Genomic DNA, 21,975 nt, shown 5'->3' with positions numbered 1-21,975 from the left:
GACAACCACTCTCAAAATGGCGGCGGATGCGCGTCGTCCCAACGCTTGAGGGCCCGCTGGTCCGCGGCGCGTACCTTGGCGTGGCGCGCGTCGATCGCTGTGCGGGCGGGATGGTCGGGTGGTTTGTTCTTGAGGTACCTCAGTGTATGGGCACCCTTCAGCCCGGGGAACATGTCGATCCCGCGGAATGCGTTGCCGACAAACCAATGCCCGGTCGGCGATTGGAACATCACGGTCATCATGGTGTCCTGGAAGTCTCGCCATCGGCCGAAGGTCTTCATCCGATGGTGAAAACGACATAGTGGTTTGAGATTCCACGCTTCGGTCGGACCGCCGCGCTCGGGGTGTTGATGGTCGAACGGGTCGCTGTGGTCGAGATCAGTCTTCCAGACCGGCTCGTTGCAACCCGGCCACGTACAGCACAACTCACCGACCCGGATGAATGCCTGCAGACGCTTACCCGGTCGATACTTCAGGCCGCCGATGCCCTTGAGCGCCGACTCGGGGGAAACCCCGACCTTGCGGGTGAACTCAGCCTCGGCGAGTTCCCGGACGGAGTCGGCGTCTATCGGACCGTAGCCATCGATGAGCGCATCATGGTCGTCCTCGCCGGCGAGCGTGGACTCGTTGGCCACGACGAAGATCGTCCCGCGAGGGCCCGCCGACTCGTGACGATGGTCGGCGCACTCGCAGGTGCATTCCGCCTGCGCTTCTGTCAAACGCTGTACTTGCTCGGCACGCAGTTCCTCTGAGGCGCACGCTGAACCGTGGTCCGGATCAGTGTGTGACGCTTCGGTATCGACTACTGCGGAGTCATCGGTTGCCTCGTCACGGTCATCCGCGACCGCCGTGCAGTCCTCGCATTCGCAGGTGAGCCGATCGCCTCCCTGGATCAGGGCGATCAACGCGTCCGCGCGTCGCTGCTTCTTGGTCCGCGGGTCTCCCTTGTGAACGCGCTCGGCCATCGCATCGAGTTGCGAGCCGACCAGCGCGCCGTCGGCGGTGGGCAGCTGCGCGGTCATCCTCGCCTGTCCCGGCCGGAAGCGATCGGGCCCGACCGAGACGCCCCGGTCCGACTGTGCCCGCTGCCGATGATGCCGAGACACCGACCGGTCGACCGTGGAGACCACCCGCTTGACCATGTTGGTGAACCGTTGCGTCGACATCTGATCACGAGAACCGATCATGTTGGACAACGTCACGTCGATCTCCGGAAGCAGCTCCGGATCACACAGTTCGGTCGCAGCAGCGGCAATCTTCAAACGTTGCAGGTCAATTCGACCGATCCCGAGCATCGCACCGGTCAACGGCAGCCGATAACGCGCACCCTCGGCCAGCATGATCATGCCCTTGGCGGCACCCGGAGACATCGACAACACGGCCCCGACATCGGCGACCGTCCGGTCCAGGCCGTCCGGACCGAACTGCTCTCTCGGATCGAGTCCGCACGCCGCCTTCGCCGCCGACTCGGCGATTTCGGCAAGGCTCGACTCACCCGAGGTCTTCTCGGCGACCTCACATCCATACTCCTCCTCGTGCGCCTCATAAAGCAGCGAGATGCACTGCAGCATCCGGTAGTTCGCCGCCGAGATCGTCGCGGCGCTATGCGCGATGACCTCCACCAAGTCGGCCGTCGAGAGGTCCTCGTCGTCGGGGATCTGCTCCAAGAACGACTTCGGTTGCTCGTCATGCGCGCCCGCAAGCCACACATCCGTCGGGCTCGGCACGCCGACGGCATCGGCGTCGCGGTCGAGCAGGGCCTCAGGGGACATGAATCGAACATACCTTCGGGGTCTGACAACAGTGATCGGCGCAGGTCGAGGGCATAACGCGAAGAATGTGGCAGCTCGGCGTGGTCCATCTCGATCGCGGGCAGGTCCTGCGATCGGTTGCGGGGGTCCCGAGGTTCGGCGCCTGGGGCGCCGCGCACCCCGATCATCTCGGGGGTTGGTTCGGCGGGATTGATTCGGCCACCGGTAGGGGCGCCGCACTCTGGTGGAGCAGGACGACAGCACTCTACTGTGAGTCCTCGTGGACAACCTCGGACTCGGCACCAACCGCACGGCCCGACTCCTCACCGGTTCGGTGTGGACCCAACTCACTCCCCTCATCGCCGCTCGACAGCACTCGGTGACCGCGGCCATCGCCTACCTGGGCGCCGACGCGCACACCTACCTTCCGCTGCGATCCGGATCATCGATCATCGTCGACGCGACGGTCCGGGCCGTGGAACAGAAGTCGACCAACCCACACTCTCTGCTGGCCTGGCTCAAGGCCGACGTGCGGGTCTATTCGCTGCCGCATCTGCACGCCAAGATGCTCCTCTGTGAGGCCACCGACGACTCCGACGCCTTCGTGGCCGTCGGGTCGGCCAACGTCTCGCAGCGTTCGAAGTCGATGCTGCAGGAGGCCGTCGTGCTGACCGACAGTCCCGACACGATCGACGAAGCGCGCTCATGCCTCGTCGACTGGAAGCAGCGGGCCACGCCGCTGACGATCGCTCGGGTCCGCGAGCTGTGCGACATCTTTGATCAGTCGACCGTGAACCTGCCGGACGACGAGCAGTCGCCCGACGAGCAGTCGTCTGATGAGCAGTCGTCTGATGAGCAGTCGTCTGATGAGCAGACCAATGAGGCCCACCAATGGCCTCGCCCGTCAAAACTGTTCGTCACGCAGGTGTCGGCGACCGACGACATGTCTGCCGAAGCCGAGTTCGAGCGCGACCTGTTGATCGAAAAGCACGACGCGACAACCGAAGAGAACGCCACCGTCGGCAAGCCGTATATCGCAGTGTTCTGGAACGACCGCGACCGCAAGACTACTGGGGATGTCTACGCCGAAGGTAACCATGTGGTGCTGGTGTGGAAGGTCCGCGGCCGGGCGAAACGCCGCTGCAGCGCGTCCGAACCAGGGCAGGTGATCCACAAGTGGATCGACTATGACGCCGCACCCGAACGCACCTACTTCTACGTTCTCGTGCCGCGTTCGACGGCGGAAGTGACTTACGGAGACATCGCCGACGGACTCGACGCCATCGGCGTCACGCTTGACGACGACATCGGGTACCTGCGCCGTAGCGTCATCGACGCCGTCTTGGCGCAATGGCCGGATCTTGAATTCGTTGCCGGATAACACCATCGACCAGTAGGCCCAGTCCCGCGGCACTGCCTGCCGATTCGCGCACCGGCTCCGGGTCCCTTGGTCACCTTGGTCGGCAACCGCACGGTCGCGAACGTCGAGTCGATCGGGTTGGTGGTACGCAGATGGATCCAATGTTCGGCCGGGTAGCGGTAGAACTCGAGCAGCACGTCGGTATCGTCGACGATCTTGGCCACGGCTTTCGGGTACTTGGCGCCGTAGGCCTTCTCGAAGGCTGTGATCGCGGCCCGGGCATGCTGTTCATCCTCGGCGTTGTAGATTTCCTGCATCGCCTTGATCGCGTTGGGGTGCGCTGTTTTCGGTAGCGCGGCAAGCACATTGGCCTGCTTGTGAAACCAGCAACGTTGCTCACGCATCTCTGGGAACACCTCCCGGATCGCCGACCAGAAGCCGAGCCCGCCGTCCCCGACAGCCAGGGTCGGCGCCGCCATACCGCGACGTGTGCACGACCGCAACAGATCGGCCCACGACTCGGTCGATTCCCGATACCCATCGGCCACAGCGATGAGTTCCTTCTTGCCGGTGTCGACGCGCATCCCGATCATGACCAGCAGGCACAGCTTTTCCTGCTCCAGCCGCACGTTGAGGTCGATGCCATCGACCCACACGTAGGCGTACTCGGCAGTGATCTCGTGCTGGCCGAACGCGGCGGCTTCCTTCTGCCACTGACTGGTCAGTCGGGTGATCGTGGCAGCTGAGAGTCCGGCGCCGGAGCCGAGGAACTGCTCGAGTGCCGGCCCAAAATGGCCGGAAGACAGCCCATGCAGGTACAGCAGCGGCAGCACCGCGGAGACCTCCGTGCCCTTACAGTTTGAAGCCCTCCTACGAGACAACGTTGCTTGCACGGGTTGACATCGCCAGGCCCTCTACAGTGAGAATATGAGCAGGAACCCAACCTACGACGATTATCTGTGGACCGAGAACGGTGGGACCGCTGGGGAGTTCCAGGCATTCTGCCTGACTCTCATCCAGGACGCTCAGGTTGACGACGTTATCGCCAAGCTTCCAGTCATCGAGGAACTCGGATCGACGAACTTTCGAGACGATCTACGATTCCGCTCCTATGACAACTGGGACCCGGAGAAGTTGCTAGCCGGGCTGTTCCAGATCGAATCGTGGACCGCCATGTTCGAGGTCAACGGGTTCGCCGGCACCACGCCCCAGATCGCTGGACCTTTATCGCAAGGACGTCGAGTCGTCTGTCACCACTACAGCGACGGAAACGGTACTGGTTCGTTTTTCATCTACGAAAACGGCCGCCTCACCGCGAACTTCGAGCCGTTACTCGGTCCCGCCGACCTACAAGCCGACAACCCCAGCACACTGACAACGATGATGCGGGAGTCCGGCTTCGATCAAGCACCCACCGACCATGAACTCAACGGAAAGCAGCACAACCGAGCAGCGGCATTTGCCCTGACGGAACGTTTGACAGGCGTGCATCTAGAACCACAGACCATCGCCGAAGCTACCTTCACCGTCGTGCGGGTCCAGATGCCGCACTGACACAGCCTTCCTGCACCACCGCGATCGACGGGAGAGTCCCCTGGAGTGGTGGGGTTTCGGGCCTGACGTCAGCCAGGGCAGCGCTGCCTGTTACGGCGGGTCGTGACGGTTGGGTTCACCATTTTCCCTTGGCGATCACCCGCAGTGCTCCTTCTCCATCCCCGCATCGGCCGGTAGCCGCTTAAGCCGGCTATTCCGATCGCGCAGTTCTTGAGCTCTTGGCGGCATCAGCGTCCATGCCGCGGTACTGGCGGCGCCAGTTGTATAAGGTCGCTGCCGACTCCTCGAGGTCGGCGGCGATCTCCTCGCCGGTCTTGCCTTCCGCAGCCACTCGTCGGCGCGGCGCAGCTTGCGCACGATGTCCTCGGCCGAGCGACGCTTCCGTCCCGCCATGATCCCTATCGTCCCTTCACGCCGTCATTAGGGCAATCAGGACTCCAGAAAAGCCCGGTCCAGTTCATTGGGGACACGCCTCTACCAGACGCCCGTCGACTACGAAACCAGCTACCATGAGCGTGTCACCACCGAAACGGAGGTGGCATAACCAAGGCCTCCACCCGACCCAGGACGACTCACAATCCGCCGTAAGGGCCCGACGCAACGGGCGGTGACAGTGCCATAGGTCGCGGCCAGAATTATCCACAGGCTTCGCCACGACCCGCTGATGGGCGGTAGGCGCGTTATAGGCTTCCGGCACACATAGCTCGGCACTGGGAGACGACATGACTGTGGCAGCAGATCTCGACAGATTGCGTTCACTCGGAGCCGAATTGCACGGTCTGGCGGGTGCGGCGATGATGTTGCCGGCCACGTCCGGGCAGGACGCCATCAGCGCGGCCCGCCCGGGTCTGGTCAAGGCGGTCGACGAGGCCCTCGACATCGCTCAGGCCGTCGTCTCCGGCGTACTGATACCGGGAATCCGGGAGCGGCTCAGCGAGACCGGTGACGTGATGATCAATGTGGCGAAACGATTCGAAGCCTCCGACGAGCAGAACGCCGACCAGATCGCGGCACTGTACACCGCGGCGACCGGCGACTGGGACGTGACGGACCCGGCATGATCTGCTCGCTGACCAAATCCGAGATCCTCACTTACGATGCGTCCACTCTGCTCGATCTCGCCGCGGCCTGGACGACGATGGGCACGGGGATCGAGGACCTGTTCACCCGCTACCGGTCCACGGTAGCGATCAACAACGGCACCCACTGGACCGGCGCTGCCGCCGATGCCGCGCTCGCTCGCGCCGAATCCGATCTACGAACTTCGCGTACCATCGCGCAGACATTGAGCGATCTGGCCGATAAAGCGACACAAGGGTATTGGAGTATCGATGCTCCACTCCGGCGCGCTCGGGCCGCGATTGCGACTGCCGAGGCGTCCGGTTTCACTGTCGACGAGTACCTCACGGCGCACTCACGCGCCGCCGGGCCGATGACCGTCGCGATCCGGGACGCGATCGTCGCCCACACCCAGGCGATCACCAGCGCCGTCGCCGAGGTGACCACCGCCGACGCAGACATCCGAAACAGCCTCGCGGGCATGCGATCCGGTCTGATCGCCGGATTCACCAGTGCCGACTCGATCGGCAGCCCCGAGGGAGGCGCCGACGGCCGAGCACTCGCGAACGATCCATCGACGCTATCGCCGGAGGCCTTACGCCGACTGGTCGAGGCCGGAAGGCTCGATCCACAGCAGCTCGCCGCACTCGAAGCCGGGGCGCCGGTGACCATTTCGGCATCACACATGGAGTACATGAACACGCTGCTACGCGGACTCGACGGGAAGTCGCCACAAGAGATCGAGGCCATCCTGGGCGCTCTCCCTCCGGAGGCCCAGAGCGGGTTGGTCAACATCATGCAGATCTCGTCGCATCACGATGTAACGGCGAGTGTCATCGGTGACCCGGAGGTTCCGACGACCGGCGGCTTGGCCGTCCTCCCCGCGCAGATGCGTGCCTCGCTCACGCGCAAGGATCTTCTCATCGTCGGGACGCGCAGCACTCCCGGATACCCTGGTTCCAGCGTGGGCGGCAACTCCTACAGCCTGAACGGGGTCGCCGACAATCAAGCGATCGCCCGCATCGTTGGCAAGGGCGAACGGCAGTACGGGATGGGCACCGACCTCGACCACGCACTGATGCGCGCCACGGAGACCTACCTGCACGGACAGGTTCTCGCCGAACAGGATCCGAACAATCCGTCCTACATGGTCGATGGCCGAGGCCGCATGCCCGACGAGTCACTCACCACGGCAATGATCGGGGCGCTCTCGTCCGACACGATCGCCGTCAACGCCGCAGTCGCCGACCCACAGACGGGCATGCAGTTCGTCACCGACGTCCTGACTCATCGTTGGGATGATGACGGCCGTAATGCCGCGCTGATGTTCACCTTCGCCGACACCGAGATGCGCGTCGAGAACGCCGGCGATCCACTTGACGTCATCCGCGCGACCCGGGCCGGCGACATCATGGAGTCGGTGGCCCGCGCCACCGCCAGTGATGCTTCCTGGCAACTGATGTCGGCGATCCCGAGCACCGATGGGCAATCCGTCGGCGAGGTGAACCCGGAACTGGTGCGCGGCCTCGCACTCAGCATGGGCGAGTATCTGCCCGATCTCGTTGGCACAGATAGTCATCCAGGGTTCGACGTAGCGAATCTCGATCGGGACACGTTGCGTGGCGCGTCGAACATCATCGCCACACTGAACACCGATGAGCAGGCCGGGCAGACCATCAACAGCCGCGCCATGCTGACCCAGCTCGAACTCGAACACGACTTCGGTCAACACCCCGACGCCAACGAAAAACTCATCACCGCGGGGCGTGTGGAAGGCATCATCGATCGTGCGATCAAGCTGGCCACCGTCGATGAATACGGCCGCGAGGCCGCAGCCGAGGCCTATCAACGCAAGTCCGAGTCCGTTGACCAGATGTTCACGCTGCTGTCCACTGCCGGCGGGTACCTGCCCTTCGGCGAGGACGCCACTGATCTGGCCGACGCGACCGGCCTCACCGGGCGGCTCAAAGACCTGTTGATCGGTCCACCGACCGATACGTCAGTCACGATCAGTCCCGACGGAACCGTGCCCCATCTGCACGGCGACAACAGCAACACCGCCTTCTACAACGTCCTCAGCGGGGTCGGTCCGCTGCCTCCGCACGTGGCCGCGGCTTACGCAGACTTCGTCGATCCCGAGAACGGGTGCATCAAGCCGTATACAGCGATCGCCAACGGTGAGAACGATGTTGACGTCACCCGTGGGCTGGTGGCGATGATGCGAGCGCTCGCCGGCGAAGACTCGATCACCGACTTCCGGGCCGGATACGGAAAGGCGATCATCGACTAGCCTCGGGGGGCATGAGTAAATCACGATGAGTAAATATGGCCGCCGATCCGGATGCGCTGGCCCGTGCGCAGCAGGTGCTCAGTCTGTTGTTGCCGACGCCGTCGGCTCCGGTTCCCGACGTGGTTCAGACGGTCGCGCCGATTACGGCCCATCGCGCCAGTGGTGCCGTCGCCGGCAATGAACGCCTACAACTTTTACACCGATCCGTACGACTTCTACGGCAGTACCGTCGCAATCAACAAGCGAAGCCGCGCAGGCGTATCGGATTCAGCCGACGGCCAACGCGATCGCAGCGAGGATCGACCACACAAGCATCGCGATACCGGTGGCGCCCAAGGAAGCGATGAGACCCGGGCCCACTGCCTTTCCTAGGACCGGGCGGGCAGCGAGCCAGATGAGGGGTGCGACGGCGAGACCGATGAGCGACCACGGGGTCGCCACGGCGAGAACGCAACTCGCGATGAGGGGTACCGCCAGCAGGCCGACGTAGAGGCCACGGGTACGTCGATCCCCGAGACGCACGGCGAGGGTGATCTTGCCCGACTCGGTATCGCTGGGGATGTCGCGCAGATTGTTGACGACGAGCACCGCCGTCGAGATCGAGCCCACCGCGATCGCGCACACCAGGCCCACCCAGTCGACCCGGCCCGAGGTGACGTACTGCGTGCCGAGTACCGCAACCAGACCAAAGAAGGTGAACACGGCGATCTCACCGAGGCCGTAGTAGCCGTACGGTTTGGACCCGCCGGTGTAAAACCACGCCCCGGCGATGCAGATCGCGCCGAGGACGACCAGCCACCAGGCCGTCGTCACCGCGAGGACCAGTCCGGCGATCGCGCCGATCCCGAAGCACAGGAATGCTGCGGCCTTGACCGCCGACGGCTGAGCCGCTCCCGACCCGACGAGCCGCATCGGGCCGACCCGCTCGTCGTCGGTGCCGCGGATGCCGTCGGAGTAGTCGTTGGCGAAGTTCACGCCGATGATGAGCGCGATCGCGACGACGAGCGCCAACGCAGCCTTCCACCAGACGACGTCGGAGGAGTTGCCGCCGGCAAAGAGCGCGGCACCGACCCCGGCAACCACCGGGGCGATCGCGTTGGGGAGGGTGCGCGGTCGGGCGCCTGCTATCCACTGCGTTGCGGTTGCCACGCACTCGATCGTGCCATGCGGATCACGGCGCGGTGCTTGCGACCTCGTGGCGCGGCAGGACCACCCAGGCGATGACGCTACCGGCGACAAGGAAGACAGCCCCGACGGCGAATCCGAGGTGGTAGCCGTCGGCCGGGACGGTCTGACTCGCCGCGATCGTCACGAGCACCGCGAGCCCGATCGTGCCGCCGAGTTGCCGCGAACTGTTGAGCACGCCGGAGGCGACACCGACCTCTGCGGAGTCGACGCCGCTCGTGCCCACCGCGCCGACGAGGACCATCGATCCGCCGATACCGATCGACGCGGCGAGCGATGGTGCCAGGATTCCGCGCCAGAAATCGAACTGGTCGGGCATCAATGCGAACAATCCGAGTCCGGCGGCGCCGAGGAGGCCGAGGACACCGATACTGTTGCGGGCACCGATCTTCGGTGACAGCTTTCCCGAAAGGACAATTCCGAGAACGACTCCGGCGCAGAATGGGAGGAACAGCAACCCGGCGACATCGGAGTCGACGTCCCACACGGTCTGCACGTAGAGCGAGGCGAAGTAGAAGGCGGCGAGCTGACCGGCGGCGAGCATGAACCCGAAGATGTTCGCGCCTATGATACTTCGTGTCATGAGTAGCCGGGGCGGCATGAGTGGATGGTCGGCGGTGCACTCGACGACGGCGAATCCGGCGAGCAGTAGTGTCGCGGCGGCGAAGCCGATCAGGGCGCGCGCCGAGGACCACCCGTGGTCTCCTGCTGCGGCGACCGCGAACACGAGCGAGGCGACGCCGGCGGTGACGAGGGCCGCACCCGGCACGTCGAGACGCACGACGCTGCGTCGATGCCCGGCGTCGACACCGCGCAGCGCGGCGAGGAGCGCGATGACGACGATCGGCACGTTGACGAAAAAGACTGCGCGCCAAGACCACCAGTCGGTGAGCAGCCCGCTGAGCACCACGCCGACGGCGCCGCCGGCAGCTCCGGCGCCACCCCAGAAGGCCATCGCGGTCTTGCGGACGGCCGGGTTGGCGCTCGAGGCGAGCGCAAGCGATGCGGGGGCGAGCAGGGCGGCCGCAACCCCCTGAATCGCTCGGGCCGCGACGAGAATGGTTGGGTTGGTGGCGAATCCGCCGATCATGCTCGCGAGGGCGAACACCGTTAGTCCGGTGAGGATGACGGTTCGGCGGCCCCAGAGATCGCCGAGCCGGCCGCCGAGGAGCATGAACCCGGCGAAGGTCAGCAGGTAGGCGTTGACAACCCACTGCAGCCCCGAGGCGGTGAACCCGAGGTCGGCGCGCATGGCAGGCAGGGCGATGTTGACCAGCGACATGTCGAGCGCGACCAGGAATTGCAGGGTGAAGACGGTCCCGACCAGGGCGCGGTGATGGGTGGGTGTCGTCGTCGGCGTGAGGGTCATTGACGGTGAGGCCTCTCGGGTCACATTCAGTACGCGTACGTTTACGTACGCGTACCAAAGGCTAGCCTGAGTGCCCGTTGATGTCGAGAGCGCTCGGGTCGTCGCCGACAGCGCCCGGTCTGGTGCCGACAGCGCTTGGTGTTGCGCCGACGGCGCTCTGGTAGGTGCCGACAGCGCTCGGAGATCCGGCCGGCCGGGTCAGTCGTTCAGATGGGACAGCACGCCGTCGATCTGCGCCGCCACCGCGTCGCGCACCCGGAACGCGCGCGAGTACTCGATCAGATGCGGCAGCAACCGCGCGATGGTGGGCGCGCCGGTGAGGAGGTCGGGGTCGATCGTCTGATGCCACGACTTCTCGCCCGGTCGGCGTCGGGCCAGGGTGTCCTGCCACTGCAACTCGGAGGCGACGATGTACCAGACCGAGCGCCACGTCGACATCGCGGTCACCTTGTCGACGCCGAGTTCGATTGCGGCAGAGACGAAGGTGTCGACAAGGACGAGTGCAGGCGCACCGACCGTGGTGCCCTCACGCAGGATGGGGACGATCCAGGAGATCGCGGCGAGTTCGTTGTACATGTCGACGGCAACGGCGATCATCCGCTCGCGCGGTGGCCCCTCCGGACGGGACCACGGGATGCGCGCGGCGACCTCGGTGAGAACGAGCTGCAGCAGTTCGGACTTGTTGTCGACGTAGTTGTACAGCGTCATCGGTTTGGACCCGAGTTCATTCGCGAGACGCCGCATGCTCAAGCCCTCGACTCCATCACGTTCGATGAGTCGGATCGCGGCGTCGACGATGTCGTCGCGCTGCAGTGACGGGGCGGGCGGCATGAAATCCAGTTCTACCAGCCGCCGCCGATTCGGGCGCTGTCGGTGAGGGGGAGGGCGCTGTCGGCGGTGGGGAGGGCGCTGTCGGCGGCGGGGAGGGCGCTGTCGGCGGCGGGGAGGGCGCTGTCGGCGGCGGGGAGGGCGCTGTCGGTGACGGGAGGTGTCAGCCGGGCTGGGTCGGCGACAACTCCAGACACTCGACGCCCAAGCCGAGAGCAGTGGCCGAGGCGACGGACCAGCCGGCGGCGTGTGCGAGTCGTTTGAGGTCGGCACCGGTGCGCGGGGGCGCCCCGACGGCTCCGAGTGCCACCGCCATCTCCGCGGCCCGGGCATTCAGGGCGTCGGCTTCGGTCGACTCGACCAGCAGCAGCGTGTCGGTGGCGGCGCGGACCCGCTCGAGATGCTCGATGATCTCGTCGTCGGTGCGATGCTCGACCGCACCGGCGAGCACGGCGGCATCGGAGGCACCCCACTCATCGGCGAAGTCGACGCCGGGCGGCGGGTCGTCGCTGCGCAACGCGGCCAGCGGGGCGGCTCCTCCACCACGGTCAGTGCCGCGCGCACCCCGCCGGTGCGCAGTCCGTCGGCGACGACGAGCGCGGCCGGGCCGCCGATGGCGATTCGAGAACACTTGGACCACAGCGGAAGTGCGGCAAGCGCGGGCATCAGGAAGACAAGCCCCTCCGCCTCTTCGACCAGTTCGGCATAGTTCTCCGCCGACGCGGCCACATGGGTCCGCAGGGTGTCACCCGTGCGCTCCGCCCAGGCCGGTCGCCCGGCCTGCAACGCGTCGGCGAGCCCACAGAGGGCGAGCACCTGCTCGGCGTAGAGACCGTCGAATTCCTCACGGGCATGCTCGTCGTCGAGGAACCGCTCCCCCACCGGGCCGAGGACGATCCCGTCGCCGCGAACACTGAGTACACCGCAGGGAACAAGAACACCCAGCAGCGAATCCAGGCTCGCCACAGGGATTGTGGTGGCCGTGGCGACCTCTCCGCGGGAGCGACCTCCGCCGGAGAGCGCGTCGATCACCCCGAGCCGCAGGGCCGCGCGGGTGGCCATCCACGCCACCGGCGACCCGATCGGCATGACGGGTACACCCGCAGAGGGCGATTCGCCGCCTGCTGCGGCATCGGCGGTTTCGTCACGAATGTGCCAGTATCCGGTGATGTCGCTGTGCGACTTGGGAATACCCCAGTCGCGTGTCACGAGTCGGCGCAGCGGGAGCAGCGCCCGGCTCTCCGCCGACGCCCATACATAGGCGGGACGACGGACAGGCGCAGCATCGGTAACCGCAGCCACCAACGCGTCACGGTCGCCGGGCGCACCGATGACCCAGTCCAGTCGATCGTCGTCATCGATCGCGATATCCTGCACCGCATTCTGCGACGTAACGACGAGGATCACACGGGTCGGCACATCGAGCGGACGCTCGGCGAAGAAGCGGGCGATCGCAGGGATCGCGGTCTCGTCGCCGATGAGCAGCAACTCGGCGACGTCGTCGGGAATCACGGTGGAGGCCTTGGGTCCGACGAACCAAAGGTCGTCGCCCGGTTGCACCGAACGCACCCACTGCTCGGCGGGGCCCGACGCGTCGCCCTCGGTGTGGACGACGAAGTCCAACTGCATCTCGAGCGCCTGCGGATCGTGGTGGTGCGGAGTGTAATCGCGTGTCACCCGGTGCTCTGACGGCAACCAGTCGATGCCGTTCTCCTGTTGGCGGGGCAGCGCGTCGGTGATATCGGCGCCGGGAGCGAAGATGAGCTTGATGTGGTCGTCGAACGCGGGAGCGGCGAAGGCGGGGAACGACATTCCGCCGCGGGCGAAGGCACCGAGTTGCTCACCGCCGACGGTGACGCGCCGCATGCGCGGCGTGACGTCGGTGACCGCGCGCACCTGGACGCATCGCAGGACGAGCGGGTGGTCGCAATATCAGGGACCGGCTCATCCGGAGGTGCTCATTTCCTGGTGCGGGGTCGTCGGATCGGGCGCCGGAGTGATCGACGGTTCCGTGCGCGCATCACCGCACCCGCGTAGTCGGACGTCCGATACGCCGGGTTCCGTTGCGGCGCATACCGAAAGCCGACCGTACCCATAGTGCATACGGCCGGCTTTCTCGTCGGCGGGGCGAGGTGTCAGACTCCGGCCGGCGCCTCTGGCAGGCTCGCGAGGATCGCGGCCTTGAGATCGTCCGGAGTGGTCGCCGAATTGATCACGGCCACCGACGCGGGGTCGGCGACCTCGATGATGCCGAGCAGCAGGTACTCGGCGCGGAGCCCGCGGTCGTTGCGTTCACGGGCGATGCGGGCCGCAGCCTCGAGCGCCTGACGCACCTGCGGGGCGAAACGCGGGCGCATGCCGCGACCGCGCGGGCCACGTCGGCCGCGACCGGATTCGAAGGGTCCGCCGGTGCCGAATTCGGCTCCGTCCCAGCCGCGTCCGCGGCGGTCGGGGTCCCAGCCCTTGGACTGTCCGTCCTCGGCGTCGGCGTCTTGCGGTGCCCAGGGCGCCGGGCCCCAGCCCTGGGGTCCGTAACCCTGTGGCCCGTAACCCTGTGGTCCGTAACCCTGTGGTCCCCAGGCTTGCGGTCCCCACGGTTGAGGGCCCCAGGCCTGCGGTCCGTAGCCGCCGCGTCCGCGACCACGCCCGTGGCCATGTCCGCGGCCCCGGCCGCCTCGGGGACCGCAGTCCCCGCGTCCGCGTCCGCGGCCCCGGTGCGGGCGCTCGGCCCAGCCGTCGGCGAGGTCGTCGCCGAAGCGGTCGCGGACCGCCGCACGTACTTTGTCGAGGTCGATTCCGATGGAGCGCAACGCTTCTCGGTCTTCCTCGTAGCGGTCGGCGGCGTTCTGCTCGGCAGCGGCGTCGTCGTCGGTGTCGTTCTCGTCGTGATAGGCGCGGGAGGCGTCTCGCGCGTCGATCAGGTTCAACCCCGCCTCGGTGAGTACGCCGTACAGCGGCGTCCGTGCATTGCACAGCATCCCGAGGATGAGGTGGTCGTTACCGAGCCGGTGGTGTTCCAGGTCGGCGGCTTCTTGCGTGGCGAATGCCAGCAGCATCTTGTCGTCTCGAGTGAATCGACCGAACATGATGGTTCTCCTTACGAAGTCGTGCGGCCCATCACTGGGCATCGCGTTGTGAGTGCTTCTGGTGCACGGCCTGCCGGCTGATCTGCAGAACATCTGCGATCGCCTGCCAGCTCCAGCCCTGGTCACGGGCGTTGGCGACCTGAACTTCCTCGAGGCGGTCGGCCAGGGTGCGCAGGGCGCGTACCGCGGCCAGACCTCGAGAAGGGTCATCGCTCGCGGCGGCCCCGGCGAGGCGGTCGGCCTCGGTGGGTTCGTTGGTCTGTTCGTCGTGCATGGTGTCAGGTTATGTTGACGTCGAATGGTTGTCAAGAATTATTGACGATCCGTTTCACGCGGGCGCTGTCGGCGATGGGAAGAGCGCCGTCGGCAGGATGACGGGCGCTGTCGGCGACGGGAAGAGCGCCGTCGGCAGGATGACGGGCGCTGTCGGCGGCGCGACGGGCGCCGTCGGCGACGGGAAGGGCGCTGTCGGCGACGGGAAGGGCGCTGTCGGCGATGGGACGGGCGCTGTCGCGAGAGTGGGGCGCTACTCGTTGGCGATGGACTCGGTGATGTTCATGCGTGCGGCCCGGCGGGCGGGCACCAGCGCACCGACAAGACACAACACCACCGACACTCCGACGAACACCACGGTGATCGGACGGGGCGAGTAGACGATGTCCAACGAAGTGGTCGCACTGAGTATCTCGTCGCTCAGCACGTGCAAGACCACGCCGACGACGAGTCCGAGCAGTGCGCCCACAACGGCGACCGCCCCGGCTTCGGCGAGCACCATCTGAGAGAGGAAGCGTCGGGAGGCGCCCATAGCGCGCAAGACGCCGAGTTCGCGCCGGCGTTCGATCACCGACAACAACAGGGTGTTGAGCAGCGCCACGGACGCCGCCGCCGACACGATCCACTGGATGGCGACGGTGAAGCCGCCGGCCTGTTGGGCTTGGCGTTGGGTGGCAGCTAGCGCCTCGGCGCCGGTGTAGACGTGGGCGTGCAGTCCGCCGTCGAACGGGATCTGCGCCGCAACGCGGTCAAGGGCCGCGCGCACCTGTGTCTTGTCGGCGCCGGGCGCGGTGATCACCTGCAGGTAGGTGTCACCGGGCCGAGCGAACCATCGGCCGAGCAGGGCGCTTGACACCGCGGCGGCGCCGGAGTCGATGGCTACGTAGTCGACGGTGTCGCGGACCACCGTCTGCTGGTAGCCCGTCGGTGTGGCGATGCGCAGGACGTCGCCGGTGCGGACGCCCAGGGCACGGGCGAGCACATTCGACAGAATGATCCCGTTGCCGGCGAGAACCTGACGGACCGCATCGGGGCTCGCCTTGCGCATGAATGGGGCGCGTGAGCCGGGCACCAGTCCCTGGACGAGGGCGCGGTCCTCACCGAGGTTGACGTTGGCCCACTGGCCGCCGATCACCGCGCTCACCCCGGATACCGCGGCGACCTCGGTGGCTATCTGCGGCGGCAGGACAGGACCCAGTGGCACCTCGTCCGAGGTGGTGGAGGAGAGGTAGAAGTCCGGATCGCCGAGGCCGTCGAGGGATGTGGAGATCGACGAGACGAGATTGTCCAGGGCGCCAGAGGTTCCCATACCGACGGCGATCGCGACGGCCACCGTCATCAGAGTGGCCCACGCCCGACGCGGGGCACGCTCGGTATTCACCGATGCCAGTCGGCCCGGGCCGCGGAATAGCCTGGCCAACAGCACGATAGCGGAGACCAGCGGTCGGGTGAACGCGAAGCAGATCAGCAACGCACCGACCGCGTAGACGGCGCCCGCGACGATGGCGGGCCTACCGGGGACTGTGAACACGATGATCCAGGCCCCGATCACCGTGGCGACGCCGACGATTCCCGCCACCCCTACCGCCACTCCACGCCGGGGCACGCCATCAGCGACCTCGCCGGGACTCATCGCCTCCACCGGGGACACCGAGAACACCGATCGCGCAGCCAGACTCGTCGCACCGACGCAGGAGATGACGCAGGCGAGGATCGCGAGGACCGGTACATACGCGGGCAGATGGTAGGTGATCGCGATGGTCACCCCGTCGCGGGTCGTCTCCGGGACTTGAGAGACCGCCCATCGTCCCGCGAGAACACCGACGGGTACCCCGATCCCACCCCCGACGATGCCGAACAACGCTGCCTCGCCAAGCATGTCACCGACGAGGTGGGTGCGGCGGGCACCCAACGCGCGCACCATCGCCAGGGATCGGCGCCGGGCGGCCACCGCCATATTCATGGTGTTGAACACCAGGAAGGCGGCAATCACCAGCGACACCAAGGCCACCAACAGTGTCGAGTCGCGGGTCACCGAGTTCGCCAATTCCGCTTGCTTGGCTCGGAAGTCGGGGTTCACCACGACAGCTCGACCGTCGACGACGCGGGTGGCCTCCGCGCGCAGATGTCCAACATCGGCTCCCGGTGTGGCGACGAGGAGGATCGAGGTCACCCGACCCGCAGTGCCCGCCGGGCCGGCCAAGTCGGTGAGACGTTGCGCCAACGGCAGATACGCGAACACGTACCTCCCTTCGTTGAGCTTGTCGGCGTCGGGTCCGGAGACCACCCGGGCGACGCGTACCTCATCGTCACCGATCGTGAGTCGTTGTCCGGGATGCAGTCCGGTGGCGGGTCCGACGATGATCCCGTTCTCCAGGTCGGCCGGTGAGATCGACGCCCCGCCCTGCGCGGCGGCGAGATCCCCCGACAACGCCGTGACCCGAAAGTCCGATCCCAGCAACGGGATCTGCGTGCCGCCCACGGTGATCGACCCGCGGATCAACGGGACCACCGCCTTGGCGTCGGACAGGTCACGACGCAGTTCGGCGGCCAGGCCCGCGTCGACACCGGAGTCGGCGATGGCGGCGACCTCGAGGTCGGCGGCACCGGAGATCGCCGAGTTGAAGGCCCGCACCGACGCGGTGAACGAACCGTAGGTGCTCAATACCGCGACCAGCAGTGCCGAGGACACCACGACCACACTGAGTGAGGTGAACACGCGCATCCGGTGGGTCCTGATCTCGCGCAGATTGAGCACCCTGATGCGGGTGACGCCGGCGAGAAACCCGGCGACGAGACCCCCGGCGCCCCGCCTCACGCGATCTTTCCGTCCCGGACGGTGATCGTGGTGTCGGCGACCGCCGCGGCGTGCTCGTCGTGGGTCACCATGACGACCAGCCGGCCGGTGTGCTCGTCATGAGCGCCCACACCGTGGGCGACGTCGGCGAGCAGTTGCAGCACAGAACCTCCGGTGGTGGAGTCGAGATTCCCGGTCGGCTCGTCGGCGAGCAGGATCGCCGGGTCCATGATGAGTGAGCGGGCGATCGCCACCCGCTGCATCTGCCCGCCCGACAGCTCCGACGGCCGGTGGTTGATGCGGTCACCGAGACCGACCCGCTCCAACAGCTCGACGGCGCGCGGTTTGGCCCGGCGCAGCGACGTGGAGTCGAGGAGCCGGGGCAACGCAACGTTTTCCCACGCCGACATCGTCGGGACGAGATTGAAGAACTGGAAGATGAAGCCGACGCGATGGCGCCGGAACTCGGAGGCCGCGTTGTCGTCGAGGGCACCGAGATCGACGCCGTCGACGTGGATGGACCCCGAGGTGGGGGTGTCGAGTGCGCCCATCACGTGTAGCAGCGTCGATTTGCCGGCACCCGAGGGGCCGACGATCGACACGAACTGCCCGCCGGGCAGCGTCAGGCTCACCCCGTCGAGGGCGCGTACCCGCTCCTGTCCCAACTTGTATTCACGGACGACGTCGACTGCCTCGACGAGGTTGCGCTCCCCCACGGCCATGGGTCGATGGTAGCCAGAGCGCGGGTGCGGCCGTCGGCGTTCGCCGCGGTGGCCGGCGTTCCCGGATCAGCCTGGGAACCGACCGGTGGCGAAGAACTCGTCGAGGACGGTCGTCGGCGCGGTGAGGTCGAGCTGCTGGGCGGCAAGCCAGTCGTCGTCGAAATATGTTGTGCTGTAACGCTCCCCAGGGTCACACAGCAATGTGACGATGCTGCCGGACTGTCGTCCGGCGACCATCTCCGAGACCAGTTTCAGTGCGCCCCACATGTTGGTGCCGGTGGAACCGCCGACGCGGCGACCCAGTCGTTCGCTGACGCAGCGGGCGGTGGCGATGGAGGCGGTGTCGGGGACACCGATCATGCGGTCGATGACCTGGGAGACAAAAGAGGGCTCGACGCGCGGGCGACCGATTCCCTCGATGCGCGAACCGATCTCGGAGGTCAGGGTGCCGTCGCCGCCCTCGTAGGCGGGCAGGAACACCGAGTTCTCCGGGTCGACGACGGCCAGCCAGGTGGGGTGACGGCGGTAGCGCAGGTAGCGCCCCAGGGTCGCCGACGTGCCGCCGGTGCCCGCACCGACCACGATCCACGTCGGGATCGGGTACTCCTCGTCAGCCATCTGCGCGAAGATCGACTCGGCGATGTTGTTGTTACCACGCCAGTCGGTGGCCCGCTCGGCCATCGTGAACTGGTCGATGAAGTGGCCGCCGAGTTCGGCCTCGAGACGCAATGCCTCGGCGTACACCTGCGCCGGCCGTTCGACGAAATGGCAACGGCCGCCCTCCCGTTCGATCAGGGAGGTCTTGGCGGGCGAGGTCGACGACGTCATCACCGCGAGGAACGGCACGCCGATCAGGTGCGCGAAATAGGCTTCGCTGACCGCGGTCGATCCCGACGACGCCTCGATGACGGTGGTGCCCTCGGCGATCCATCCGTTGCAGATCGCATACAGGAACAGCGATCGCGCCAATCGGTGTTTGAGCGAGCCGGTCGGGTGGGTGCTCTCGTCCTTGAGATACAGGTCGACGCCGCCCGGCGTGCCGTCGGCGGCGGTCCAGCGGGACCAGTCGGGTAGCTCCACCCGCAGCAGATGGGTGTCGGCGCTGCGGCGCGCGTCGGCCTCGATCAGCCGGACCGCGTTGTCAGCCCAGGAGCGGTCGGCGCGACGATCGATGTCGATGGTGCGTGCGGGGCTCATCGTCTCGGGTCGGGCTCGGATCAGCTGCCACGCAGCTTCGACTGCAACTCGTCGTGGCGCTTGCGGCGCTGCTCGTCGACGGCGGAGATCTGGGTGTTGACGCGGGTGCGCAGCGACTTGAACGCGACCATGCCCAGCGGCAGCGCGATCAGGACCCCGAACACCGCGGCCACCAGCAGCGGAACGTTGACGCCTGCGAGCTTGCCGATACCGATGATGATCGCGGCGATCACGACCACCAACGCGAGACGGGCCAGGGTGTACAGGCCGATGGACGCCAGCAGGCCGCCCATACCGACCTGCGGTTTACGCTCTTCGCTCACGGCTACCAGCCTACGTTGTGGCACGGCCCGGCGGCCCACCGCGGTCTGCGCGGTCGGTGAGGGACGAGCGGTGAGAGGGGCGGAAATGGGCGCCCGATCGACGCACAAGCGCACCCTGCCGGACTGCACCTCGAGCAGCGGTCGAGGGGCAACCTTGTACCAAGGCGGTCACCAGGGTCGGCAAAGGGGACGTAAAAGGCACTGGTCGGGCGTGTGCGCAGGTCACAGGCTTCTTTGCGTTCTCTTTACCTACCGCTGACGGTTCGAGTACCTGGGCGTTTTGCGTGTATTCATTGAGTCGGCGCGCGACTGCGCGCGAAGGGTCCGAGAGCGTCAGGTTCTCGGCACGGACACACGAGGGAGTCCTCCCATGACCGCTATTCACTCCAATCCGCTGTCGATGATCACCCCGGGCATGGCGAGCCAGCACACGCTGACCCCCGGACAGGTGGCGGCAATGTTCAATGTGAACCCCAAGACCGTCGCGCGGTGGGCCAGCTCGGGAATCCTCGGCTCGATCCGTACCCCGGGCGGGCATCGTCGCTTCCGCGAGGAAGACGTCGTCGCCCTGCTGAACCGTCGCGTGCCCTGAGACGCCACCGCAGCGGCCGGCTCAGCCGGTGTCGTCGTCCACACGCCGCCGATCGAGCCGTGCCATGAGGTGGACGCACCAGCACGCGAGGTCCCACCTCAGTGCCGATGCCGCCCGACACCTGCTGTTGTGACGTCAGTCGGACGACGCTTTCCCCGTTTGCCGTCGCGTAATGTGGTGAGTGGGAGGTTGCCATGGCATTTCTGCTCACCTTGGTCGGCATCATGGCCGTCGGATTTCTGCTGTGGCGCGTTTTCGGTTCCATCCCGATCAATGACGACGGCGCACGCGTACCGGCCGCCACACGGGGCCCGGTGGGTCCCGACGACGATCCCGAGTTCCTGCTGGACCTCGACCGTCGCAGCCGCGGTACCAACGGGTCCGACCCCGACGATCTCCAGCACTGACGATCACTGATCGACCTCGACCCAAGACCACAACGAACGCGCCCCCGCAGCTCTCCGCTGCGGGGGCGCGTTCGTGTCTGTGCGGGCTGCTCAGTCCAGCGCGGATCAGAGCCCCGCGTAAGAGTGCAGGCCGGAGACCACGAGGTTGATGATGAACAGATTGAAGAGCATCGCGACGAAGCCTGCGACGTTGATCCAGGCGGCCGCGGTGTTGCGCCAGCCGGCCGTGGCACGTGCGTGCAGGTAGGCCGCGTAGATCACCCAGGCAATGAACGAGACGGTCTCTTTGGGGTCCCAGCCCCAGAAGCGCCCCCACGCTGATTCGGCCCAGATGGCGCCGCAAATGACGCCCAGACCAAACAGCGGGAAGCCGAAGACCACGCATTTGTAGGCGAGACGATCGAGGGCGTCGGCGCCCGGTATGTGCGCGACCAGACGCATCACCGCGCCCGTGGCGCCGGTCTCGGTGCGCTCGAGGGTCTCGGCCTTCTCACCCCACGTCATCTTGACGAGGTAGAGCATGCTCGACACCCCCGACACCAGCAGGACTCCGGAGCTCACCGAGATGATCGAGACGTGGATCGCCAGCCAGTACGACTTGAGCGCGGGGACGACCGGGGCGGCCTGGGTATAAAGCTTGGTGCCGGCGATGAACATCAGCAGCGCGACCGGGACCAGCACGAACGACAGCAGCGGCCGGTTCACGGGTTTGCCGAGCACGACAACACCGGCGACGACACCAGCGGCACAGGTCAGCGAGATGAACTCGTACATGTTGCCCCAGGGCGCACGATCGACGGCCATTCCGCGGCAGACAATGGACGCGATATGCGCGGCCAGGCCGACGAAGACCACCGGATACGCCATGGCGCCGAGGGTCTCGGAGAAGGTCCGGCGACTCGCGGTGTCGGCGATCTTGCCGGGCGTGCGGTCCCCGGAGGCACCGGCTCCGGCGGTAACCGATCCCGCGGCCGCCCCGACGAGTTCTTTCGACGCCAGACGCCTCGTCCGCGCGCCGGCGAGGGCCGCAAGGAACAGCAGCATCGCCAGGACGTACACGGTGATGGCAGTTCCGAACAGCAGGTCGGAGTACCGGGCGAGTGTCTCGTCGACGTGCTCTGTACCAGTGTTCATCGATTCACCTCATCAGTCCTGCGGAAGAGCGTGCGGCCGCCGTGGGTG

Annotated in this window: 20 protein-coding genes and 1 pseudogene; 6 read left to right on the top strand and 15 right to left on the bottom strand. The window is 66.6% G+C overall.

The annotated features are described in order from the left end of the window. Positions 1 to 11: 11 nt before the first annotated feature. The gene (locus tag EF294_RS02470; RefSeq protein ID WP_123925426.1) at positions 12 to 1,772 is read right to left on the bottom strand and encodes an HNH endonuclease signature motif containing protein; all 1,761 of its coding nucleotides are present in this window, start codon (positions 1,770 to 1,772) and stop codon (positions 12 to 14) included. A gap of 259 nt (positions 1,773 to 2,031) precedes the next feature. On the opposite strand from EF294_RS02470, the gene EF294_RS02465 reads away from it, so the two are divergent. Further along, positions 2,032 to 3,132: a phospholipase D-like domain-containing protein gene (locus EF294_RS02465; protein WP_123925425.1), complete on the top strand. Its 1,101-nt coding sequence runs from the start codon at positions 2,032 to 2,034 to the stop codon at positions 3,130 to 3,132. 47 nt (positions 3,133 to 3,179) lie between these two features. Here EF294_RS02465 and EF294_RS02460 read toward each other — a convergent pair. After that, positions 3,180 to 3,950: pseudogene (locus EF294_RS02460) on the bottom strand (IS256 family transposase); the annotation flags it as partial. An 88-nt stretch (positions 3,951 to 4,038) separates the two neighbouring features. On the opposite strand from EF294_RS02460, the gene EF294_RS02455 reads away from it, so the two are divergent. Continuing rightward, on the top strand, positions 4,039 to 4,665 hold the full coding sequence (locus tag EF294_RS02455; RefSeq protein ID WP_123925424.1) for a DUF6461 domain-containing protein: 627 nt from the start codon (positions 4,039 to 4,041) through the stop codon (positions 4,663 to 4,665). Positions 4,666 to 4,855: 190 nt separating this feature from the next. Here the strand turns inward: EF294_RS02455 and EF294_RS02450 are convergent, their stop codons facing one another. Then, the gene (locus tag EF294_RS02450) at positions 4,856 to 4,996 is read right to left on the bottom strand and encodes a transposase (RefSeq protein WP_123925423.1); all 141 of its coding nucleotides are present in this window, start codon (positions 4,994 to 4,996) and stop codon (positions 4,856 to 4,858) included. A gap of 391 nt (positions 4,997 to 5,387) precedes the next feature. On the opposite strand from EF294_RS02450, the gene EF294_RS02445 reads away from it, so the two are divergent. Beyond that, positions 5,388 to 5,726 (top strand): hypothetical protein, encoded by a 339-nt coding sequence (locus EF294_RS02445; RefSeq protein ID WP_123925422.1) that lies wholly within the window; start codon positions 5,388 to 5,390, stop codon positions 5,724 to 5,726. Beyond that, positions 5,723 to 8,014 (top strand): TPR repeat domain-containing protein, encoded by a 2,292-nt coding sequence (locus tag EF294_RS02440; protein ID WP_123925421.1) that lies wholly within the window; start codon positions 5,723 to 5,725, stop codon positions 8,012 to 8,014. Before EF294_RS02445 ends, EF294_RS02440 begins: the two co-directional genes overlap by 4 nt. A 267-nt stretch (positions 8,015 to 8,281) precedes the next feature. Here the strand turns inward: EF294_RS02440 and EF294_RS02435 are convergent, their stop codons facing one another. The 11 genes from EF294_RS02435 to EF294_RS02390 all read right to left on the bottom strand — a co-directional run bounded on the left by EF294_RS02435 (position 8,282) and on the right by EF294_RS02390 (position 19,764). Beyond that, a complete protein-coding gene (locus tag EF294_RS02435; protein WP_123925420.1) occupies positions 8,282 to 9,163 on the bottom strand; it encodes a 1,4-dihydroxy-2-naphthoate polyprenyltransferase in 882 nt (293 codons plus the stop codon). Between the two features lie 22 nt (positions 9,164 to 9,185). After that, positions 9,186 to 10,568 carry an MFS transporter gene (locus EF294_RS02430; protein ID WP_123925419.1) on the bottom strand — a complete coding sequence of 461 codons (1,383 nt, stop codon included), beginning with the start codon at positions 10,566 to 10,568 and terminating at the stop codon, positions 9,186 to 9,188. 198 nt (positions 10,569 to 10,766) lie between these two features. Then, positions 10,767 to 11,399, bottom strand: coding sequence for a TetR/AcrR family transcriptional regulator (locus EF294_RS02425; protein WP_123925418.1), 633 nt, complete (start codon positions 11,397 to 11,399; stop codon positions 10,767 to 10,769). Between the two features lie 160 nt (positions 11,400 to 11,559). Further along, the gene (locus tag EF294_RS21810; RefSeq protein ID WP_246007633.1) at positions 11,560 to 11,706 is read right to left on the bottom strand and encodes a hypothetical protein; all 147 of its coding nucleotides are present in this window, start codon (positions 11,704 to 11,706) and stop codon (positions 11,560 to 11,562) included. 23 nt (positions 11,707 to 11,729) lie between these two features. After that, a complete protein-coding gene (locus tag EF294_RS02420; protein ID WP_246007632.1) occupies positions 11,730 to 13,292 on the bottom strand; it encodes a siderophore-interacting protein in 1,563 nt (520 codons plus the stop codon). 239 nt (positions 13,293 to 13,531) lie between these two features. Continuing rightward, positions 13,532 to 14,482, bottom strand: coding sequence for a Clp protease N-terminal domain-containing protein (locus EF294_RS02415; RefSeq protein ID WP_123925417.1), 951 nt, complete (start codon positions 14,480 to 14,482; stop codon positions 13,532 to 13,534). 31 nt (positions 14,483 to 14,513) lie between these two features. Next, positions 14,514 to 14,756: a helix-turn-helix domain-containing protein gene (locus EF294_RS02410; RefSeq protein ID WP_006372671.1), complete on the bottom strand. Its 243-nt coding sequence runs from the start codon at positions 14,754 to 14,756 to the stop codon at positions 14,514 to 14,516. A gap of 252 nt (positions 14,757 to 15,008) precedes the next feature. Continuing rightward, complete coding sequence (locus tag EF294_RS02405) at positions 15,009 to 17,573, bottom strand: FtsX-like permease family protein (RefSeq protein WP_123925416.1); 2,565 nt, start codon at positions 17,571 to 17,573, stop codon at positions 15,009 to 15,011. Further along, the gene (locus EF294_RS02400; RefSeq protein ID WP_123925415.1) at positions 17,570 to 18,274 is read right to left on the bottom strand and encodes an ABC transporter ATP-binding protein; all 705 of its coding nucleotides are present in this window, start codon (positions 18,272 to 18,274) and stop codon (positions 17,570 to 17,572) included. The genes EF294_RS02405 and EF294_RS02400 overlap by 4 nt, the downstream gene beginning before the upstream one ends. Positions 18,275 to 18,340: 66 nt before the next feature. After that, complete coding sequence (gene cds1, locus EF294_RS02395; RefSeq protein ID WP_123925414.1) at positions 18,341 to 19,471, bottom strand: L-cysteine desulfhydrase Cds1; 1,131 nt, start codon at positions 19,469 to 19,471, stop codon at positions 18,341 to 18,343. A 20-nt stretch (positions 19,472 to 19,491) separates the two neighbouring features. After that, complete coding sequence (locus EF294_RS02390; RefSeq protein ID WP_123925907.1) at positions 19,492 to 19,764, bottom strand: DUF4229 domain-containing protein; 273 nt, start codon at positions 19,762 to 19,764, stop codon at positions 19,492 to 19,494. A 400-nt stretch (positions 19,765 to 20,164) separates the two neighbouring features. On the opposite strand from EF294_RS02390, the gene EF294_RS02385 reads away from it, so the two are divergent. Next, a complete protein-coding gene (locus tag EF294_RS02385) occupies positions 20,165 to 20,386 on the top strand; it encodes a BldC family transcriptional regulator (protein ID WP_006372676.1) in 222 nt (73 codons plus the stop codon). A gap of 194 nt (positions 20,387 to 20,580) precedes the next feature. Continuing rightward, on the top strand, positions 20,581 to 20,793 hold the full coding sequence (locus EF294_RS02380; protein ID WP_123925413.1) for a hypothetical protein: 213 nt from the start codon (positions 20,581 to 20,583) through the stop codon (positions 20,791 to 20,793). Between the two features lie 105 nt (positions 20,794 to 20,898). Here EF294_RS02380 and ccsB read toward each other — a convergent pair whose 3' ends face one another. After that, positions 20,899 to 21,927 carry a c-type cytochrome biogenesis protein CcsB gene (gene ccsB, locus EF294_RS02375; RefSeq protein ID WP_123925412.1) on the bottom strand — a complete coding sequence of 343 codons (1,029 nt, stop codon included), beginning with the start codon at positions 21,925 to 21,927 and terminating at the stop codon, positions 20,899 to 20,901. Positions 21,928 to 21,975 lie beyond the last annotated feature (48 nt).

The organism is Gordonia oryzae, assembly GCF_003797185.1.
In the GTDB taxonomy this organism is placed as follows: Bacteria; Actinomycetota; Actinomycetes; order Mycobacteriales; family Mycobacteriaceae; genus Gordonia; species Gordonia oryzae.
Note: the sequence above shows the minus strand (reverse complement) of the source record. Positions and strands in the feature narration are given on the sequence as shown.

Bases quoted from the DNA above. Each gene is read 5' to 3' on its own strand.
- EF294_RS02470 (WP_123925426.1), bottom strand. From the start codon at position 1,772: ATGTCCCCTGAGGCCCTGCTCGACCGCGACGCCGATGCCGTCGGCGTG.
- EF294_RS02400 (WP_123925415.1), bottom strand. From the start codon at position 18,274: ATGGCCGTGGGGGAGCGCAACCTCGTCGAGGCAGTCGACGTCGTCCGT.
- EF294_RS02455 (WP_123925424.1), top strand. From the start codon at position 4,039: ATGAGCAGGAACCCAACCTACGACGATTATCTGTGGACCGAGAACGGT.
- EF294_RS02430 (WP_123925419.1), bottom strand. From the start codon at position 10,568: ATGACCCTCACGCCGACGACGACACCCACCCATCACCGCGCCCTGGTC.
- ccsB (WP_123925412.1), bottom strand. From the start codon at position 21,927: ATGAACACTGGTACAGAGCACGTCGACGAGACACTCGCCCGGTACTCC.
- EF294_RS02440 (WP_123925421.1), top strand. From the start codon at position 5,723: ATGATCTGCTCGCTGACCAAATCCGAGATCCTCACTTACGATGCGTCC.
- EF294_RS02380 (WP_123925413.1), top strand. From the start codon at position 20,581: ATGGCATTTCTGCTCACCTTGGTCGGCATCATGGCCGTCGGATTTCTG.
- EF294_RS02385 (WP_006372676.1), top strand. From the start codon at position 20,165: ATGACCGCTATTCACTCCAATCCGCTGTCGATGATCACCCCGGGCATG.
- EF294_RS02445 (WP_123925422.1), top strand. From the start codon at position 5,388: ATGACTGTGGCAGCAGATCTCGACAGATTGCGTTCACTCGGAGCCGAA.
- EF294_RS02425 (WP_123925418.1), bottom strand. From the start codon at position 11,399: ATGCCGCCCGCCCCGTCACTGCAGCGCGACGACATCGTCGACGCCGCG.
- cds1 (WP_123925414.1), bottom strand. From the start codon at position 19,471: ATGAGCCCCGCACGCACCATCGACATCGATCGTCGCGCCGACCGCTCC.
- EF294_RS02390 (WP_123925907.1), bottom strand. From the start codon at position 19,764: ATGGGCGGCCTGCTGGCGTCCATCGGCCTGTACACCCTGGCCCGTCTC.
- EF294_RS02410 (WP_006372671.1), bottom strand. From the start codon at position 14,756: ATGCACGACGAACAGACCAACGAACCCACCGAGGCCGACCGCCTCGCC.
- EF294_RS02415 (WP_123925417.1), bottom strand. From the start codon at position 14,482: ATGTTCGGTCGATTCACTCGAGACGACAAGATGCTGCTGGCATTCGCC.